The sequence below is a fragment of the Marinactinospora endophytica genome, assembly GCF_054780875.1.
The window spans coordinates 492794-511199 of the sequence record NZ_BAAGVM010000001.1; the positions used below are offsets into that span (position 1 = coordinate 492794).

Sequence of the window (18406 nt, forward strand, 5' to 3'; positions counted from 1 at the left end):
CGCGCGAGCCGCCGCTCGGGGAGGTGGGGCGTGGTCGGGCAAGGGATGGGCGGGACGCCTGCGCGCAGGCCGGCGACGGTGGGCGGCGCGTCCGCGCCGGGCCGGGGTGACCTGCGGCTTCCGCGGTGGGGCGGGCGGTGTGGCCGTCGACGGGCGTGCGGGCGGCGCACAGTATCGCATGCGGTCGGCGGGCATGGGAGGGGGGAGGGGGCGAAGTCGGCGCCGTGGCGGGCCCGAGCAGCGCGGAGACGGAACGCGGTGTGAAAAAATGTGACGCTGGATACAGGTTTTGTGTGTATCGTCCCAATGTGCGGCCGGGGTGGGACAAAACGTCGCGCCTCCTCCGCGTGTCGCCGGGCGCACGACGGTCAGGAGAGGGCGAGGGCGATCACCAGGGCGACGGTCGTCGCGGCCTCCGCCACCGCGCCCAACACGTCCCCGGTGATCCCGCCCAGCCGCCGCCGCGCGTGCCACAGCAGCGCGCCCGCGCCGGCCAGCCCGGCGAGCAGGGCCACGCCATGGCCGACCGAGATCGCTGCGAGCAGCGCCGCGGCCGTGACCGCGACCGCCACGGGACGCGGTACCGTCTGGGCCACCAGCGCTCCCAGGCCGCCGGGACGCGCCGGCGGCACGCCGCGCGTGCAGGCCCAGGTGATGGCGAGGCGTCCGGCGACCACGGCGCTCACCAGTCCGCTGGCCGCCGTGGCGAGGGAACGCGCCTCCAGCCCGGCCAGGGCCAGCACCTGGACGAGCAGCACCAGCACCAGCGTGATCACCCCGAAGGGGCCGATGTCGGAGCGCTTCATGACCTCCAGCGCCCCCTCGGCCGGACGCGCGCTGCCCAGGCCATCGGCCAGGTCCGCCAGGCCGTCCAGGTGCAGCCCGCGGGTGAACAACGCCAAGGCCCCCACGGCGAGCGCGGCCCCCAGGGCCGCGGGCAGCCCGACCAGGACCGCGATCACCAGGACGAGCGCGCCGGCTCCGCCGACGCCCAGCCCGACCAGCGGGGCCAGCGCCATCGCCCACCCCGCGGCGACGCGGTCCACGCGGCCCACACGCACCGGGACCACCGTGAGCGTGCCCACGGCCAGGCGCAGCCCCGCGACCCCGTCCGCCGGTCTCACCGCAGCTCCACGATCCGGCCGGCGACGGCCAGCGTGACCTCCTCCGACTCCGCCGCCAGGGCCTGGTTGAGCCGGCCCAGCCAGTCCCGGTACAGGCCGCCGCTCACGGTGGCCGGGACCACCCCCGACCCCACCTCGTTGGTCACCGCCACCAGGTGGGCCGGGCAGCGCCGCCACGCCGCGACGAGCGCGTCGATGCGGGAGCGCACCTCGTCGGCGGCCGTGGGACGCGGGTGCTCCTCCCACATGCCGCACTCCTCCATGACGCCGGCCAGCCACGTGCCCACACAGTCCAGCAGCACGGCCCCGGAGGCGTTCTCCAGGAGGTGGGCCACCTCCAGCGTCTCCTCGGTGCGCCACCACCACGGCCTGCGCTCGCGATGGGCGGTCACCCGCGCGCTCCAGGCGGGATCGTGCGCCGTCGGTTTGGGACCGGTCGCGATGTAGGTGACCTCGGGTTCGGCCAGGAGCCGCCGTTCGGCCTCGGAGGACTTGCCGGAACGGGCTCCACCGGTGACCAGCACCCGATAGGGGCCGCGCACCCGCTCGGGCGGCCACGTCGCGGGAGGACAGCCGACGACCTGGCCGTCGGCGGGGGCGAGCGCTCCCCACAACCGGGCCCGGCGCGCGAACTCGGCGGGGGAGTGCACCCGGTGGTCGCCACCGACCGCCGCGACGGCCGTTGCCGCGCCGACCACGCCGCAACGGCGCAGCGCGCCGATGACCGACGCCGACTCCCCGACGTCCACGATGGCCAGGTCCACCTCGGGGTCGTCGTGCCGGCCCGAACCGGTCGCGAGATCGGCGCAGGCCCCCGACGCGGCGTAGAGCAGACGGGTGCCGTCCGGAGCGTCGATCCGGACCCCGTGCTCGGTGACGGAGGAGTGGTAGCCCGGGGGAAGACGGCGGGCCGGCGCCGTGTCGGGCGCCGTGAGCGCGAAGGCATCGTCCACGGTGACGCGCAACGGCAGACGGCGCTGCTCTGCGGCGAGGTTGCACGACGCGCACCGGCAGTTGGGAGCCGGCCAGCCGGTGGGACCCGCGGTCCCCGAGAAACGGATACGCACGTCCGTCAGTTAACAGCACCCCGATGGGCCTCGGGAACGCGAAACGTGTGCGACCGGAGCGGGGCCGGGAGGGAACTGGAAAGTGTCCGGGGCGAGGACCTAGGCTCGGCTCCGACCCTGAACCGGTGGTGACGGAGGCTGGCCATGACGTGGAGCTGGCGGTACGAGACGGCCGAGGGAGCGCTGCTCGCGGACGAGGCGCTGCCCCAGGAGACGTTCTCCTCCCGGGGGGACGCCGAGAGCTGGCTCGGGGAGACCTGGCGCGACCTCGCCGACGCGGGCGCCGAACGTGTGGCGCTGTTGGAGGACGACCGCGAGGTCTACCGGATGGAGCTCGCCGAGTAGCCGACGCCCGGCGGGCCCTGGGCCCGCCGGGCGTCTTGGGTCAGGGCCGTTGTGCCGGGCTCGCCGTGAGGGCGGGGTCGCGCTGGACGCTGTCGCCCAGCAGCTCGTCGATGCGGCGCAGCAGTTCGGCGTCGAGCCGGACACCGGCGGCGCCGACGTTGTCCCGCACCTGTTCGGGGCGCGAGGCGCCGATGATCGCCGAGGAGACGTTGGGGTTCTGCAACACCCAGGCCACGGCGAGCTGGGCCATGCTCAACCCTGCCTCCTGCGCCAGCGGGGCGAGGCCCTGGACGCGCTCCAGCGTCTTCTCGTCGTCGAGGAAGCGACGGATCATCTTGTCGCCGCCCTGCCCGTCCGTCGCCCGGGAGCCGGCCGGCGGGGCCTGGCCCGGCCGGTACTTGCCGGTGAGCACCCCCTGGGCGATCGGCGACCACACGATCTGGCCGATCCCCTCGCGCTCGCAGACGGGGACCACCTCGGACTCGATCACCCGCCACAGCATGTTGTACTGCGGCTGGTTGGACACGATCCGGTCCAGCCCCATGTCGTCGGCGATCTTCAAGGCCCGCTCGATCTCCTCGGCGCGCCACTCCGAGACGCCGATGTAGAGCACCTTGCCCTGGCGGACCAGGTCGTCGAAGGCCCGCATCGTCTCCTCAAGGGGAGTGGCGTAGTCGAACCGGTGGGCCTGGTACAGGTCGAGGTAGTCGGTGCCGAGCCGACGCAGCGAGTCCTCCACGCTACGCACGATGTGCTTGCGGGACAGGCCGCGGTCGTTGCGGCCCTCACCCATCGGCCAGTACACCTTGGAGAAGATCTCCAGGCCGTCGCGACGCTCGCCCTTCAGCGCGCGGCCCAGGACTTCCTCGGCGCGTCCCTGCGCGTAGACGTCGGCGGTGTCGAAGGTGGTGATGCCCTCGTCCAGCGCCGCGCGCACGCACGCGACCGCGGCCTCCTCCTCGACCTGAGACCCGTGGGTGAGCCAGTTGCCGTAGGAGATCTCGCTCACGACGAGACCGCTGTTGCCAAGATGACGGAATTCCATGCCCGAGACCCTACGGCCCGCGGGGGTCCCGCGCCCAGAGGGGACGGGCCTAGATGGCCTCGCCCGGCTTGACCCGGGGCTTGGGCAGGCGCAGCTTGCGGATCTGGAGCTGGCGCATGGCCGCGTACATGCCCACGCCACGCAGCGACTCGTCGGGGAAGCGGGCCGCCGCGGCGCGCTTGACGCGGCGCCCGGTGAACAGCCCCTCGACGACGATCGTCATCATCATCAGCGGCCACACCACGTAGGTGACGGTGAGCTGGAACTCGGGGAAGGGCAGGAAGAGCAGGACGATGATGGCCAGCGAGAAGTAGAGGAAGAACTCGCTGACGCTGCGCCGGGAGTCGACGTAGTCGCGCGCGAACGCCCGGACCGGACCACGGTCCTTGGGCTGGAAGAAGCGCTCGTCGCCCTTGATGTAGCCCTCGCGTTCGCGCTGGAGCTGGCGCCGCTGCCGGTCGCGGTACTGCTTATAGGCTTCCTTGCGGGTCTGAGGCGCGCTGACAGGACCCCGGAGGTCGCGAGCGGCCTCCTTGCGCTTGGGCGTGGGCCGGTCTTTGGGCGGGGTATATCCCTTTCGCTGGCTGGCCTCAGTAGCCTCGGAATCAACGGAGCTGGTCATGACCTGCTCTTCGGATGCGGGAGCGGAGCGACGTCGGAACACTCCTTCAGGGTAGCCGGTTCGAGCTTCATAGCGACCTCTTGCCATTGCGCGTAGGGTTGGTTAAAGCGCCCGCTGGGAACAGCCGATACGGACCGAGAAGGGGACGGCCACGCCGATGAGCGTGTTTCAGCGACTTTCCATGATCTTTAAGTCCAAGGCCAACAGGGCCCTGGACTCTGTCGAGGACCCGCGAGAGACCCTTGACTACTCGTACCAAAAGCAGCTTGAACTGCTGCAGAAGGTCCGTCGGGGGGTGGCCGACGTCGCCACCTCCCGTAAGCGGGTGGAACTGCAACTCCAGCAGCTGCAGCAGCAGTCGGACAAGCTGGAGAACCAGAGCCGAGCCGCGCTCTCCCAGGGCCGTGAGGACCTCGCCCGCGAGGCCCTGACCCGCCGTTCGGGCCTTCAGCAGCAGATCGAGGGGCTCCGCCAGCAGCACGAACAGCTCCAGGGCGAGGAGCAGAAGCTGACCCTGGCCGCTCAGCGCCTCCAGGCCAAGGTCGACGCCTTCCGCACCCGTAAGGAGACCATCAAGGCCACCTACACCGCCGCCCAGGCCCAGACCCAGATCAGCGAGGCCTTCTCGGGCATCTCCGAGGAGATGGGCGACGTCGGCCTGGCCATCCAGCGGGCCGAGGACAAGACCGCCGAGATGCAGGCGCGGGCCAGCGCGGTCGACGAGCTGCTCGCCTCCGGTGCGCTGGACGACGTCTCCGGGGCGCCCAAGGACGACATCCAGGCCGAGCTGGACCGTATGGCCAGCACCAGCGGCGTGGAGCTGGAGCTGGAGCGCATGAAGCGCGAGCTGGGCCAGGGGACCGGAGGCTCCAGCACGCCCCAGATCGAGGGCGGCGCCAGCGGCAGTGCCTCCGACGGGCAGGCGCAGCGCTACCGGCAGGGGGAAGGGGCATGATCGTCCGGATCATGGGCGAGGGCCAGCTCGACCTGTCAGAGGCCGACCTGGACCTTCTCAACTCCTTCGACGACGCCCTGGAGCGGGCGATCGAGTCCGGTGACGAGTCCCGGTTCCGCGCGGCACTGCACGACCTGTTGGAGAAGGTCCGCCAGGACGGCCGGCCGCTTCCCCCCGATTCGTTGCAGACCTCGCAGTTCATCCTCCCTCCCGCTGACGCGAGCATGGAGGAGGTCCGGGCGATGCTCGGGGACGAGGGTCTGATCCCCGACCCCACCTGATCCCTCCCCGGGCGCACCGGTGTTCCCCACGGGGCGGTGCTTCGCCGCCCCGGGCCGCGGCTGTGCGGGCCGCCGTGACTCGCTCACGGCGGCCTTCGCGTTCTCCGCGGTCGGAGCGGACCGCCCAGTGGGCCGCGCCCGGGACGGCGGTCTCCGCCCCGTGAACCCCCTCCGCCTAGACTCGTTGCAGGTAGGAGCGTTCCCGGCCGACCATGGGGGTGGGACACCGTGGCACGATCCCGTTTTCTTCCCGACCGGGGTCTGACCGTCCGGATGGTCGCGACGATGGCCCTGCTCGGCGTCGTCTACGTGGCGTTCGTCATAGGGCTGGTGCTGGCCGGCCTGTCCGTGTGGCTCGTGCTGCTCATCGTCGCCGGGTTCGCGCTGGTGCAGTACTTCGCCTCCGACAAGCTCGCGCTGTACTCCATGGGCGCCCGGGAGGTCACTCCCCATGAGGCGCCGCAGCTGCACGCGATCGTGGACCGGCTGTGCGCCATGGCGGACATGCCCAAGCCGAAGGTGGCGATCGCCCGGACCGACGTGCCCAACGCCTTCGCCACCGGGCGTGACGAGAAGAGGGCCGTGGTCTGCGCGACCACCGGCATCCTGCGCCGATTGGAGCCGGTCGAGCTGGAGGCCGTCTTGGCCCACGAGCTGTCCCACGTCGCCCACCGCGACGTGATGGTGATGACGATCGCGGGCTTCCTCGGCGTGGTCGCCGGGTTCCTCACCCAGGCCGGGCTGCGCTTCGCCGCCTTCGGCGCGGCCGGACGCGGCAACCGTGACAACAATCCGGCGCTGGTGGCCCTGCTCGTCGTCGCGGTGAGCGCGGTGGTGTGGGTGGTGAGCTTCCTGCTCACCCGGGCGCTGTCGCGTTACCGGGAGCTGTCGGCCGACCGCGCCGCGGCCTTCCTCACCGGCCGTCCCTCGGCGTTGGGCAGCGCCCTCACCAAGATCAGCGGGGACATGGCCCGGGTCCCCACACGCGACCTCCGCCAGGCGGAGCCGTTCAACGCCTTCTTCTTCACCCCGGCCTTCGCCCACGGCCAGGGGGGTCTTGCGGCACTGTTCTCCACCCACCCGCCGATCGAGCGCCGGCTGACCCAGCTGGCCGAGATCTCCCGGGGGCTGGGGAGCGGAGCCTAGCCTCGCGCGGCGTCCGCCGCCGACCACGACGTCCACCACGACCGAAGGGGGAGTTCCGTGGGGTTCCTGCGCGCCCTGCTGGGCCGATCCAAGCCGCCAGAGCCCGACCTGGACCGTCTGTTCGCGCTTCCCTCGGCTGCGGTGACGCTGCGCGCGGCGTCGGGCCTGCGCCCGATGGGAACGGCGTCGGTGGCCTTCCGCGCCGTCGAGGGGCGGGCCTTCGCCGACGTCCGGCGGGAGGTCACCGAACTGCTGGACGCGGGGGAGGGGCCACCGGTCGACCAGGTCGCCGACGAGTACGGCTACACCTGGCTGGTGCTCCGCGGCGATCCCGACGACCCGGCGGGCATCGGCTCCCTGGTCACCGACGTCCACGCGGTGAACTCCACCCTGGAGGAGGCCGGCTTCGGCCCCTCCCTGCTGTGTTCGCTGGTCGCCTTCCAGGGGGAGGACGGACGCCGGGTCGCCCTGGTCTACCTCTACAAGCGCGGCACCTTCTACCCCTTCGCCCCTCTGGGCGGGCAACGCCGTGACACCGCGTTGGAACTCCAGGTGGCCGCGGCCGTCGAGGGGGACCTTCTCCTGGAGAAGGACAAGGCGCGGTGGTTCCCGGTCTACGGGGCGCCCGGACTGTGAGCCGTGGTCGCGGCCCCACCCACCGGGCGCCGCGAGAACCGGTGAAGCGCTCCGCCCGTGTCCGCGGGCGCGACGGAACCCCGGAGACCACCGCCGGTGCCTCGTCCCGCTCCGGTGCCGAAGCGGGCCGGTGTGTCCGCTTCCGGCCCACGGGGCCGCGCGAGGTGCCGGTGCGCCGATCGAACCGAGACCTCGGTGGGCGCGGAGCGTGAGCCTGCGGGAGTCCGCTCCCTTTTCGACCCGCCGCGGGCGCCTCCGGAGACGCCGGCGGAGGCGGTGCCGGCAGGGGGCGGCCGATGAGCCGGCCCTCGCCGTGACCGGACGGACGCCACTCGGGCGCAGGGGCGAGGGCGGGCGGCGGCCCGTCGGTGGCCCGGACCTCACCACCCGGGCCGAACACGCCGGTTCCTGAGGGACAGGACCATGGTAATTCCGTGATGCGGATTCTTAATACCGCAAAGTGGAGTATTTCCGTTGGGGGTATGGCTGGAACACTTCCACCAAGGGCAGACTGGGGCCGTGCGTATCGTGATTGCCCCAGACAAGTTCGCCGGTACCCTCACCGCGCTCGAGGCGGCCCAGGCTGTCGCCGAGGGCTGGCGCTCGGCCGACCCCAACGCCCAGACCGAACTCATCCCGCTCTCCGACGGAGGTCCCGGCTTCGTCGAGGTCCTGCACGCCGCGCTCGGCGGCGCGGTCGCCGACGTGACCGTGACCGGCCCGCTCGGCGCCCCTGTGAGCGCGCAGTACCTCCTCGCCGGTGACACCGCCTACATCGAGAGCGCGCACGCCTGCGGGCTGCACCTGGTGCCCGCGACGACCCGCGATCCCGGCCGCGCCACCAGCGCCGGTGTCGGCGAGCTGATCGCCCACGCCGTCAACGCGGGAGCGCGCACCGTGGTCGTCGGGTTGGGGGGCAGCGCCACCAACGACGGCGGCGCCGGGATGCTCGCGGCCCTGGGCGCCACCCCACGCTCGGCCCTGGACCGCGGCGGCGTCGCCCTGGCCGACCTCGCCGGCCGGGTGGACCTCGAACCCGCCCGTGCCGCGACCAAGGGCGTGCGCCTCGTCGCCGCCACCGACGTCGACAACCCCCTGCTGGGCATCCACGGCGCCAGCGCGGTCTTCGGCCCCCAGAAGGGTGCCGACCGCGACCTGGTCCAGCGCCTGGACGCGGCGCTGACGGTGTTCGCCGACGCCACCGACCCCGACGCGACACTGCGCGCCACCCCGGGCGCGGGCGCCGCGGGTGGCCTGGGATACGCCCTGCTCCTCCTCGGGGGAACGGTGGAATCAGGGGTGTCCCGCGTCCTGTCCGCGGTCGGGCTCGACGCCCAGGTCGCGCGGGCCGACGTGGTGGTCACGGGAGAGGGGTCCTTCGACTCCCAGTCGCTGCGCGGCAAGCTGCCCCACGGCGTCGCGCGGACCGCCGCCGACCACGGTGTCCCCTGCCTGGTGCTGGCCGGACGGGTGGCGGTGGGGCGGGCCGAGGCCGCGGCCGCCGGCATCACCGAGACCTACGCGCTCACCGACTCCGCGGGATCGGTCGAGGCGGCCCTGGCGCGGCCGGCCGAGGAACTGCGGAGGCTGGCCGCCCAGGTCGCCCGCCGCTGGCGGCGCTGACCCGCGCCGGCACGGGGTGGCCGGGATGGCGACGGTGCCGCGGAGAACCTAACCTGGATACAGCACAGCCGGGCGTTCGGGGCCGCGGCAGGAATGCGCAACGACACCTCGGCGTTGAGACGTCAGAGGCAGAAAGGTCGCCGTGGCGGCCGCCACCCCTTTTGGAGGAGCTAGCAGATGACGGTTCAGAGCGAGGCCACCGCGCAGGGGATCATCCTGACTGACGATGCCGCGAACAAGGTCAAGGGACTCCTGGAGCAGGAGGGCCGCGACGACCTTCGTCTTCGTGTCGCCGTCCAGCCCGGGGGGTGCTCGGGCCTGCGGTACCAGCTTTTCTTCGACGAGCGTGAGCTCGACGGCGACGTGGTGGCCGACTTCGGCGGTGTCGAGGTCGTCACCGACCGGATGAGCGCCCCCTACCTCATGGGCGCCACGATCGACTTCGTCGACACGATCGAGAAGCAGGGGTTCACCATCGACAACCCCAACGCCACCGGTTCCTGCGCCTGCGGCGACTCGTTCAACTAGGGCACCGGGCCAAGACGCCCAGCCACACGGGCCCGCGCGGAACACCGCGCGGGCCTGTCCTATGGTGGTCCGATCACGGGGCCGGGTGGGCGCTGGTCGCTACCCTTGAGACGTCTCGCCCGCCCCCATCTGAGGAGCCCGCCGCAGTGCGTATCGCGATTACCGGATCCATCGCCACCGACCATCTGATGACCTTCGAGGGACGCTTCGCCGAACAGCTCATCGCCGACCAGCTGGAACAGGTGTCGCTGTCGTTCCTGGTGGATGAGCTGGAGGTGCGGAGGGGTGGCGTGGCCGCCAACATCTCCTTCGGCATGGGCTGCCTGGGGCTCACCCCGTTCCTGGTCGGCTCGGTCGGGACCGACTTCGCCGACTACCGTTCCTGGCTCGAACGCCACGGGGTGGACACCTCGGCGGTGCACGTCTCCGAACTGCGGCACACGGCCCGCTTCGTCTGCACCACCGACCGCGACCACAACCAGATCGCGTCGTTTTACGCCGGTGCCATGTCCGAGGCCCGGCTCATCGAGTTGACGCCGCTGGCCGAGCGCGTCGGGGGACTGGACCTCGTGCTGATCGGGGCCGACGACCCCGAGGCGATGACCCGTCACAGCGACGAGTGCCGCGAGCGGGGCATCCCGTTCGCCGCCGACCCCTCCCAGCAGCTCGCCCGTATGGAGGGGCCCGAGGTCCGCGGGCTGATCGAGGGCGCCCGCTTCCTGTTCACCAACGAGTACGAGAAGGCGCTCGCCGAACAGAAGACGGGCTGGAGCGACGAGGAGATCCTCGACCGGGTCGACGTTCGTGTCACCACGCTGGGGGGCAAGGGCGTGCGCATCGACCGCAAGGGCGAGCCGTCCCTGCACGTCGCCGCGGCGAGCGTCACGACGAAGGTCGACCCGACCGGCGTCGGCGACGCCTTTCGCGCCGGCTTCCTCTCCGCGCTGTCGTGGGGGCTGTCCCTGGAGCGTTGCGCCCAGGTGGGCAACGCGGTCGCGGTCCACGCCCTGGAGGTCAACGGTCCCCAGGAGTACACCCTGACCGCTGAGTCGCTGACCGAGCGGATCGCGCTGTCCTACGGTGACGAGGCCGCCCACGAGGTCGAGATCCACCTGTGACGTCGGAGCCGTCGTGGGGATCAGCGCAGCGCCCCGCGGCGGCCCAACAGCTCCCGTAGGGCTCCTTCCAACTGGCAGGGCGCGGTGGCGCGCACGTTCCAGGGCAGCCGGACCAGCACCGGCCGGTCCGAGGCGTAGGGGGACACCCACAGGGTCGCGCCGAATCCGTCCAGCTCCCACAGCCAGGCCCGGCCCTGCGGGACGTCGGGCACGTCGCGCAGGGACGCGCTCAACTCGTCGCGATGGCGGTCGTTGACCCGGGCCAGGATCCGTTCGGCGGGGAGGGTCAGCGGATCGGGGCGGGCGGCGCGAAAGGCCGCGCCGTCGATGACGCCGGCGTCGTCGTAGGTGTCGTAGACCACCACGTCGGGCTCGATGCAGGCGAGGAGCGGTCCGTCGGGTGTGGGATCATTGTCCACTGCGGCGAGCAGCCCTTCGTCGGGATGACGTTCCCAGATCGCGAGGGCGGCTTGGCGGCGCTCGTGCGCGGGGACCTCGGACACCCGGCCCTCGCACCACAGCCGAGCGCGTACAGTGGGTGTCCGACCCACGTGTCGAATCGCGCACAGATCGACACCGGCCCGCGGGCCGGTCGACCCGCGTGAAACCTCCCGCAGTGCCCCGTGCAGCGGGTGGTCGGTGCCGATCAGCAGGACTACGCGCCCGACACGGTCGACCGCTCCGGATGCGCTGAAACGCGTGTCCGGATCATCGGCCAACGCCACCGCGGTCGGGGTCGCCGTGGCGGCGAGGGAACGGACCCGTTCGATCTCGGACGGGCAGGGCTGTCGCATGACACCTCCTAGACTTAGGCAAGCCTTACCTAGGATTCCCGTTTTTGCAAGAAACGAAAAACGGAGGACTTGAATGCGCTACACCGGACCGAAGGTGCGGTTGTCCCGGCGCGCCGGTACCCCGCTGACCCGTAAGGCGGTCAGCTACTTCGAGAAGCGCCCGTACCCGCCCGGCGAGCACGGCCGCCGTGTCCGTCGCTCCACCAGCGACTACGCCGTCCGGCAGGCCGAGAAGCAGAAGCTGCGCTGGTACTACGACCTCTCGGAGAAGCAGCTCGCGCGCGTCTACGAGAACGCCAAGAAGCGCCCGGGCCGTACCGGTGAGGAGATGATCGCCGAGCTGGAGCTGCGCCTGGCCACCGTCGTGCTGCGCGCCGGCTTCGCCGCCTCGATCTACGCCGCTCGCCAGTTCGTCAACCACGGTCACATCACGGTTGACGGCAAGAAGGTCGACATCCCGTCCTACCAGGTCAAGCCGGGCCAGATCATCGGCGTTCGCGAGAAGTCGCGGCAGATGGTCCCGTTCGTCGAGGCCGCCGAGGGTGTCCACGCCGACGACAAGATCGCCGGCTACCTGGCCGTCAGCCACAAGGACCTGCGCATCGCGGTCGTCGACCGCCCCAAGCGCGAGCAGGTCCCCGTGCCCTTCGACGAGCAGCTCGTCGTCGAGTACTACGCCCGCTAGGACACAGCGAGCACGAAACGAGGGCCGCGCGACCGCAAGGTCGCGCGGCCCTCGCGCTGCGCGGATCCACCACGCGGCGGTGCCGGGGCCGGCCGCCTTCAGTACATGCGCCGGATGTGGAACGCGCTTCCGCGCGCCAACGGCACCCGCGCGACGAACTCCTGCATCTTCAGCCGGCACCACGATGGGATGTCGGTGATCGCGGCCGGATCGTCTGCGGTGACCGCGATCACCGAACCGATCGGCACCTCGCGGATCCGCCCGGCCAGCATGATGATCGGTATGGGGCACTTGCGGCCGATCGCGTCGATCGTCAGGACTGGCTGTTCCGGCACGGTCTTGCTCCTCGCGTCTACGGTTCGTGTCCCAATCTTTACCCATGTGGGCCGGTAAGAGGCACCCGGTTAAGGGCCTCGTAAAACCAGCGATACCCTCGCCTTAGCCCGCTCGAGGAGGGCGTGTTCCGGGGTCTGACGGACACCGGGGCGCTCCCGAGAGCGGGCCGGGCGACAGACGCGACACCATGACGGCCTCAAGCGCGAAAGCGCGGCGCCTCGGGGTGGGAGAGGTCCAAAGCACCGGACCGACCCTGCCGCGCCACCGAATGGGCGCAACGCAACACGCTGGCCCGCCATGCCCGTGATCAGCACCGCGGGTGGTTCGCGATAATGTTTCCCCTTGACAAGCTTTGGATATACGACCGCCCGCGCTTCGCGCGGGCATCACCGCTGGGAAGGCAATCCGTGAGTCCGACCCGCCATAGGAATCGGCGCCCCGCGCTGCGCCGATGGGCACCACGTGGCGCCGCGTTCGCCGCGCTGGGTATAGCCGCGACCGGCTGCGCGTCGAACGAGTTCACTCGTTTGGGTGTGCCGGAGCCGATCACCGAGCAGGCCGAGCGTGTCCTCGCGCTCTGGCAGGGCTCGTGGGTGGCGGCGATCGCGGTCGGCATTCTCGTGTGGGGACTGATCATCTGGTCGGTGATCTTCCACCGCAAGCGCTCCGAGCAGCTTCCGCCGCAGGTGCGCTACAACATGCCCATCGAGGCGCTCTACACCGTCCTGCCGATCGTCATCATCGCGGTGCTGTTCTACTTCACCGCGCGTGACCAGGCCTACCTGATGGAGACCGACGAGCCCGCCGACGTCAACATCCACGTGAACGCGTTCCAGTGGAGCTGGCAGTTCACGTACGAGGGTGAAGAGAACGTCAACGGCGAGGACGTCTCGATCGCCGGCATTCCCGGGGATGACCCCCAGCTGGTCCTCCCCAACGACAGCGTCATCCACTTCGACCTGGAGTCGCCCGACGTCATCCACTCGTTCTGGATCCCGGCGTTCGTCTTCAAGATGGACGTCATCCCGGGTCACCCCAACGAGTTCCAGGTGAAGGTCAACCCCGACGTCGAGGGCACGTTCGCGGGCCGTTGCGCCGAGCTGTGCGGTGTTGACCACTCCCGCATGCTGTTCACCGTCAAGGTGGTCAGCCCCGAGGAGTACGAGCAGTGGCTCGAGGACCAGAAGCAGAACCCCGCGGAGGGCGTCATCGAGGCCCCCGCTCCCGAGGCCGAGCAGGAGACCGGCCAGGAGCCGGACGCCGGCACCGAGGGTGCGGAGCAGAACGAGGGCGCGTCCGCGCGTCCCGAGGGCGAGCAGTCGCCCGAGGCCTCCCCCGCGGCTGACGAGGAGGCGGAGCAGTCATGACGGCTGTCACTGAGTCGCACGCCGCCCCGGCCACTGAGCAGTCGCCGGCGCGCAGAAAAGGGTCGATCATCGTCAACTGGATGACGTCGACCGACCACAAGGTCATCGGGTACATGTACCTGATCACCTCGTTCGCGTTCTTCATCTTCGGTGGCATCCTGGCGCTGCTCATCCGCGCCGAGCTGATGTACCCCGGCATGCAGATGATGACGAACGAAGAGTTCAACCAGCTCTTCACGATGCACGGCACGATCATGCTGCTGATGTTCGCGACGCCGCTGTTCGTCGGCTTCGCCAACATCCTGCTGCCGCTGCAGATCGGCGCGCCCGATGTGGCGTTCCCGCGCATCAACCTGTTCGGCTACTACCTGTTCCTCTTCGGTAGCCTGATCGCCATCAGCGGCTTCCTCACCCCTGGTGGCGCCGCGAGCTTCGGGTGGTTCGCCTACACCCCGCTGTCCGACGCGGTCCGCTCGCCGGGCGTCGGCGGTGACCTGTGGATCCTCGGCCTGGCCGTCTCCGGTCTGGGCACGATCCTCGGTGCGGTCAACTTCATCACCACCGCCCTGTGCATGCGCGCACCGGGCATGACGATGTTCCGGATGTCGATCTTCTCCTGGAACACCGTGCTGACCAGCGTGCTGGTGCTCATCGCGTTCCCGGTGCTGACCGCCGCCCTCATCGCCCTGGGCGCCGACCGCATCGTCGGTACCCACGTCTACGACACCGAGCACGGCGGCGCCATCCTGTGGCAGCACCTGTTCTGGTTCTTCGGCCACCCCGAGGTCTACATCATCGCGCTGCCGTTCTTCGGTATCGCGACGGAGATCCTGCCGGTCTTCAGCCGCAAGCCGATCTTCGGCTACAAGAGCCTGGTCGCCGCGACCATCGCGATCGCCGGCCTGTCCGTCACGGTCTGGGCGCACCACATGTTCCCGACCGGCGCGGTGCTGCTGCCGTTCTTCTCCTTCATGACCTTCCTCATCGCGGTTCCGACCGGTGTGAAGTTCTTCAACTGGATCGGGACGATGTGGCGGGGCCAGCTCACCTTCGAGTCGCCGATGCTGTTCACGATCGGCTTCCTGGTCACCTTCCTCTTCGGCGGCCTGACCGGTGTCATCCTGGCCTCCCCGCCGCTGGACTTCCACGTCACCGACTCCTACTTCGTGGTGGCCCACTTCCACTACGTCGTGTTCGGCACCGTGGTCTTCGCGATGTTCGCCGGCTTCTACTTCTGGTGGCCCAAGTTCACCGGCAAGATGCTCAACGAGAAGCTGGCGAAGTGGCACTTCTGGGTGCTGTTCCTCGGCTTCCACGGCACCTTCGGCGTCCAGCACTGGCTGGGCGCGGAGGGGATGCCCCGCCGCTACGCCGACTACCTGCCCTCTGACGGCTTCACCGCGCTGAACCAGTTCTCCTCGGTGAGCTCGTTCATCCTGGGCGCCTCCACGCTGATCTTCTTCTGGAACCTCTGGATCACCGCGAAGAAGGCCGAGAAGGTCCAGGTCGACGACCCGTGGGGGTACGGCTGCTCGCTGGAGTGGACCACCTCCTGCCCGCCGCCCCGGCACAACTTCACCTCGCTGCCGCGGATCCGGTCGGAGCGTCCGGCGTTCGACCTGCACCACCCGTACGCCGCCGCGCCCGGCGCGGCCCCGGCTCCGGCAACCACGAAGTAGGAGGGAGGGCTCACCATGAAGATGCAGGCCTACCTGTTTATGGGCGTCTCGACCTTCTTCGGGCTCATCGCCGGCCTCTACGCCTACTGGGCGTGGGCCGTCGAGGGCCAGATCGAGTGGACCGGCACGGTGGCCCTGGTCGTCGCCATCGGCTTCGGCTGGATGGTCGGCTTCTGGCTGTGGCAGGCGGCGCGTCGCAGCGAGCGCGCGCACGGCCTGCCGCCGGAGGAGCGCCTCGACGGTGAGATCGCCGAGAACGCCGGCGAGTACGGCTTCTTCAGCCCGCACAGCTGGTGGCCGCTGTTCGTGGCCATGGCGGTCGCGTTCACCGCGGTGGGCGTGGCGATCGGCTGGTGGATGGTCTTCATCGGCGCCTTCGCCATCATCCTCACCTCGATCGGCTGGGTCTTCGAGTACTACCGCAAGGAGTTCCAGCACTAGAACAGGATTGAACCCGGTTGTAACCGGGTATCGATGTCCTTTTGTGGCCCCGGCCGGGCAACGAATCCGCTGAGATCGTTGCCCGGCCGGGGTATTCTTTTCGAGCGGACCGATACATCCTGTCGGGGTATCTCCCGGTACGGCCGCCTTGTCATCGTTTTTGGAACTTGTTCGCTTGGATTCGAGCCCGAGCGGACGGGTCGGGATCCGGTCGAGCTCGATGCTGGAGGTCGCACGCGTGAAGGACAGCGCATTCACACCGACACTTCGTCGCCTGGGCGCAGGGTTGGCCGGTGTGGCCCTCGTCTTCACGGCCGCGTGCTCTGGGGGCGAAGCCGGACCGGGGGCCGACACCACCGGCTCTGAGAGCACCGGCAGCGCGGTCGAGGTCGAGATCACCCCGCAGGACGGGTCGACCGAGGTCCAACCCAACCTGCCGGTCACCGTCACCGCGGCCAACGGCACCATCACCGACGTGAAGATCACCCAGGCGGCCGGCGAGCAGGCGCAGACGGCCGAGGTGTCCACGGAGCAGCAGGAGTCGACCGACAGCGCGCTCGACGAGATCACCGGAACGCTCAACGAGGACAAGACCGAATGGGTCAGCGACTGGACGCTGACACCGGGCAGCGACGTCACCGTCACGGCCACCGCCGAGGGTGAAGACGGTGAGAAGACCGAGGTCGTCAGCGAGTTCTCGACCCTCCCCGCGACCGAGGGCAAGCGGCTCGAACTCCAGTCGAACTTCCCGGTCAGCGGCGACACGGTCGGCGTGGGCATGCCGATCATCGTCAACTTCGACCTTCCGGTCGAGAACAAGGCCGCGGTCGAGGCCGCCATGGAGGTCGTCTCCGAGAAGCCGGCCGAAGGCGCGTGGAACTGGTTCGGCGACCAGATGGCGGTCTTCCGCACCAAGGAGTACTGGGAGCCCTACCAGAAGGTCACGGTGAACCTGCGGCTGGCCGGTGTCCAGGCAGCCGAGGGCGTCTACGGCATCAAGAACTCCCAGATCAACTTCGAGGTCGGCCGGGCGCAGTTCACCGAGATCGACGACGACACGCACCGCATGGTGGTCGAGCGCGACGGCGAGCAGATCAAGGACTTCCCGATCAGCAACGGCAACGCCACGACCCGCGCCTACACCACCACCAGCGGTGTGCACCTGACCATGGAGAAGTACGAGCACCTGGTCATGGACTCCGCGACGGTCGGCATCCCCGAGGGGCACCCCGACTACTACAAGCTCGACGTGCAGTACGCGGTCCGCTTCTCCAACAGCGGCGAGTTCACCCATGCCGCCCCGTGGAACGGTTCCCTGGGCCAGGCCAACATGAGCCACGGCTGCACCAACATGAGCACCGAGGACGCCAAGTGGTTCTACGAGAACTCGCTGATGGGCGACCCGCTCACCATCACCGGGACCGACCGCGAGCTCGAGGTCGACAACGGGTGGGGCTACTGGCAACGCTCGTGGGACGAGTGGCTGGCAAACAGCAACCTGGGCGAGTCCGACAAGACGGATGAGGCCGGTTCGCCGGGCTCCCCGCTGGCCGAGCCGGCCGCCGCCTCCGCCACGGACTGACGCGGCCGAGCCCGCTTGGAAGGCCCCCGGAGCATCGCTCCGGGGGCCTTCCGCGGTGAGGGACGGACGAATTATGGACGGACCGTTTCAGGGGCCTGAGATCTCTCAGCTGCCTCTCCGGTACGGCCGGGGAAGGCCCGAGGCCCCGATGGCCGGGAGAGGCCGGCTGAGCGGCCTCCCGCCGCCCGCCACAGGGACCCCTCCCGGGCGGGGCGCCGGCGCTGTGGCGCTCCCGCCACGTCCTCTCAGCGCGCCTCCCCGGTGGGCGGGAGGAAACGGACGTAGGGCCGTCCCCCCGGCCCGTCGGGAGACACCACCGCGCGGACCCCGTAGACCTCGGAGACCAACCGGGGGGTCACCACCCGTTCCGGCGGTCCGGCGGCGACCACCCTCCCCTCCCGCAGCACCACGAGGTGGTCGCAGAACATCGAGGCCAGGTTGAGATCGTGCAGCGCGATCACCGTGGTGACCGGGAGGCGGGTGATCAGGTCCAGCAGTTCCAGCTGGTGACGGACGTCGAGGTGGTTGGTCGGCTCGTCCAAGAGCAGCTCACGAGGCTCCTGGGCGAGGGCGCGGGCGATGTGGGCGCGCTGGCGCTCCCCTCCCGACAGGGTGTGCCAGGACTGTTCCGCCTGGTCCGTCAACCCCGTGTGACCGAGGGCGGCCTCCACCGCCGCCTCGTCGGCCGAGGAGAGGGGAGCCCAGGCCCTGCGGTGCGGGATGCGGCCCAGCCGGACCACGTCGCCCACGGTCAGGTCCACCTGGGGGGTGGCCTCCTGCTCCACCACGGCGATCCGGCGGGCCGCCCCTTTCCGCCCGATCTCCTCCAGGGGCGCGCCATCGAGGCGGACCACCCCCGATGAAGTCCGGCGCACCCCGGCCAGCAGCCGCAGCAGCGTCGACTTGCCGGACCCGTTGGGGCCGAGCAGCCCCACCGTCTGTCCCGGGGCCGGCTCCAGGCTGACGCCGGCCACGATCATCCTGCCGCCGACGCTCCAGGAGACGTCCTCCGCGCGCAGGCTCATCCGTGCC

20 protein-coding genes are annotated in these 18406 nt (G+C 70.4%); 13 read left to right on the forward strand and 7 right to left on the reverse strand.

The window, feature by feature from the left end:
- Positions 1-368 precede the first annotated feature (368 nt).
- On the reverse strand, positions 369-1124 hold the full coding sequence (locus tag ACYVHU_RS02165; protein WP_235000760.1) for an adenosylcobinamide-GDP ribazoletransferase: 756 nt from the start codon (positions 1122-1124) through the stop codon (positions 369-371).
- Positions 1121-2089 carry a bifunctional adenosylcobinamide kinase/adenosylcobinamide-phosphate guanylyltransferase gene (locus tag ACYVHU_RS02170; protein WP_394330032.1) on the reverse strand — a complete coding sequence of 323 codons (969 nt, stop codon included), beginning with the start codon at positions 2087-2089 and terminating at the stop codon, positions 1121-1123. The genes ACYVHU_RS02165 and ACYVHU_RS02170 overlap by 4 nt, the downstream gene beginning before the upstream one ends.
- Before the next feature lie 246 nt (positions 2090-2335).
- Here ACYVHU_RS02170 and ACYVHU_RS02175 point away from each other — a divergent pair, with 246 nt between their 5' ends.
- A complete protein-coding gene (locus tag ACYVHU_RS02175) occupies positions 2336-2536 on the forward strand; it encodes a hypothetical protein (protein WP_078760427.1) in 201 nt (66 codons plus the stop codon).
- A 40-nt stretch (positions 2537-2576) separates the two neighbouring features.
- On the opposite strand, the gene ACYVHU_RS02180 is transcribed toward ACYVHU_RS02175, so the two are convergent.
- Both ACYVHU_RS02180 and ACYVHU_RS02185 read right to left on the reverse strand, forming a co-directional pair.
- Positions 2577-3581: an aldo/keto reductase family protein gene (locus ACYVHU_RS02180; RefSeq protein ID WP_078760428.1), complete on the reverse strand. Its 1005-nt coding sequence runs from the start codon at positions 3579-3581 to the stop codon at positions 2577-2579.
- A 49-nt stretch (positions 3582-3630) separates the two neighbouring features.
- The gene (locus ACYVHU_RS02185) at positions 3631-4203 is read right to left on the reverse strand and encodes a DUF3043 domain-containing protein (protein ID WP_078760429.1); all 573 of its coding nucleotides are present in this window, start codon (positions 4201-4203) and stop codon (positions 3631-3633) included.
- A gap of 157 nt (positions 4204-4360) precedes the next feature.
- On the opposite strand from ACYVHU_RS02185, the gene ACYVHU_RS02190 reads away from it, so the two are divergent.
- The 7 genes from ACYVHU_RS02190 (at position 4361) to ACYVHU_RS02220 (ending at position 10490) form a co-directional block, all read left to right on the forward strand.
- Complete coding sequence (locus ACYVHU_RS02190; protein WP_078760430.1) at positions 4361-5158, forward strand: PspA/IM30 family protein; 798 nt, start codon at positions 4361-4363, stop codon at positions 5156-5158.
- Positions 5155-5439 carry a PspA-associated protein PspAA gene (pspAA, locus tag ACYVHU_RS02195; RefSeq protein WP_078760431.1) on the forward strand — a complete coding sequence of 95 codons (285 nt, stop codon included), beginning with the start codon at positions 5155-5157 and terminating at the stop codon, positions 5437-5439. The genes ACYVHU_RS02190 and pspAA overlap by 4 nt, the downstream gene beginning before the upstream one ends.
- Before the next feature lie 228 nt (positions 5440-5667).
- Positions 5668-6585, forward strand: coding sequence for a zinc metalloprotease HtpX (gene htpX / locus ACYVHU_RS02200; RefSeq protein WP_078760432.1), 918 nt, complete (start codon positions 5668-5670; stop codon positions 6583-6585).
- 57 nt (positions 6586-6642) lie between these two features.
- The gene (gene pspAB / locus ACYVHU_RS02205; protein WP_078760433.1) at positions 6643-7221 is read left to right on the forward strand and encodes a PspA-associated protein PspAB; all 579 of its coding nucleotides are present in this window, start codon (positions 6643-6645) and stop codon (positions 7219-7221) included.
- Positions 7222-7740: 519 nt separating this feature from the next.
- Complete coding sequence (locus tag ACYVHU_RS02210; protein ID WP_078760434.1) at positions 7741-8844, forward strand: glycerate kinase family protein; 1104 nt, start codon at positions 7741-7743, stop codon at positions 8842-8844.
- Positions 8845-9021: 177 nt separating this feature from the next.
- A complete protein-coding gene (gene erpA / locus ACYVHU_RS02215; RefSeq protein ID WP_078760435.1) occupies positions 9022-9372 on the forward strand; it encodes an iron-sulfur cluster insertion protein ErpA in 351 nt (116 codons plus the stop codon).
- Between the two features lie 146 nt (positions 9373-9518).
- On the forward strand, positions 9519-10490 hold the full coding sequence (locus tag ACYVHU_RS02220) for a carbohydrate kinase family protein (protein WP_078760436.1): 972 nt from the start codon (positions 9519-9521) through the stop codon (positions 10488-10490).
- Positions 10491-10510: 20 nt separating this feature from the next.
- Here ACYVHU_RS02220 and ACYVHU_RS02225 read toward each other — a convergent pair whose 3' ends face one another.
- Positions 10511-11284, reverse strand: coding sequence for a hypothetical protein (locus ACYVHU_RS02225; RefSeq protein WP_078760437.1), 774 nt, complete (start codon positions 11282-11284; stop codon positions 10511-10513).
- A gap of 73 nt (positions 11285-11357) precedes the next feature.
- On the opposite strand from ACYVHU_RS02225, the gene rpsD reads away from it, so the two are divergent.
- Complete coding sequence (gene rpsD / locus ACYVHU_RS02230) at positions 11358-11969, forward strand: 30S ribosomal protein S4 (RefSeq protein ID WP_078760438.1); 612 nt, start codon at positions 11358-11360, stop codon at positions 11967-11969.
- Between the two features lie 98 nt (positions 11970-12067).
- Here rpsD and ACYVHU_RS02235 read toward each other — a convergent pair whose 3' ends face one another.
- A complete protein-coding gene (locus tag ACYVHU_RS02235; protein ID WP_078760439.1) occupies positions 12068-12304 on the reverse strand; it encodes a sulfurtransferase TusA family protein in 237 nt (78 codons plus the stop codon).
- Between the two features lie 408 nt (positions 12305-12712).
- On the opposite strand from ACYVHU_RS02235, the gene ctaC reads away from it, so the two are divergent.
- The 4 genes from ctaC to ACYVHU_RS02255 all read left to right on the forward strand — a co-directional run bounded on the left by ctaC (position 12713) and on the right by ACYVHU_RS02255 (position 17374).
- The gene (gene ctaC, locus ACYVHU_RS02240; protein WP_200813523.1) at positions 12713-13672 is read left to right on the forward strand and encodes an aa3-type cytochrome oxidase subunit II; all 960 of its coding nucleotides are present in this window, start codon (positions 12713-12715) and stop codon (positions 13670-13672) included.
- On the forward strand, positions 13669-15351 hold the full coding sequence (ctaD, locus tag ACYVHU_RS02245; protein WP_432936001.1) for an aa3-type cytochrome oxidase subunit I: 1683 nt from the start codon (positions 13669-13671) through the stop codon (positions 15349-15351). The genes ctaC and ctaD overlap by 4 nt, the downstream gene beginning before the upstream one ends.
- 15 nt (positions 15352-15366) lie before the next feature.
- Positions 15367-15792, forward strand: a complete 426-nt coding sequence (locus ACYVHU_RS02250; RefSeq protein ID WP_078760442.1) for a cytochrome c oxidase subunit 4 — start codon at positions 15367-15369, stop codon at positions 15790-15792.
- A 238-nt stretch (positions 15793-16030) separates the two neighbouring features.
- Entirely contained in the window at positions 16031-17374 is a 1344-nt protein-coding gene (locus ACYVHU_RS02255) for a L,D-transpeptidase (RefSeq protein WP_078760554.1), read from the forward strand.
- 245 nt (positions 17375-17619) lie between these two features.
- Here the strand turns inward: ACYVHU_RS02255 and ACYVHU_RS02260 are convergent, their stop codons facing one another.
- Positions 17620-18399: an ABC transporter ATP-binding protein gene (locus ACYVHU_RS02260; protein ID WP_078760443.1), complete on the reverse strand. Its 780-nt coding sequence runs from the start codon at positions 18397-18399 to the stop codon at positions 17620-17622.
- Between the last annotated feature and the right edge of the window lie 7 nt (positions 18400-18406).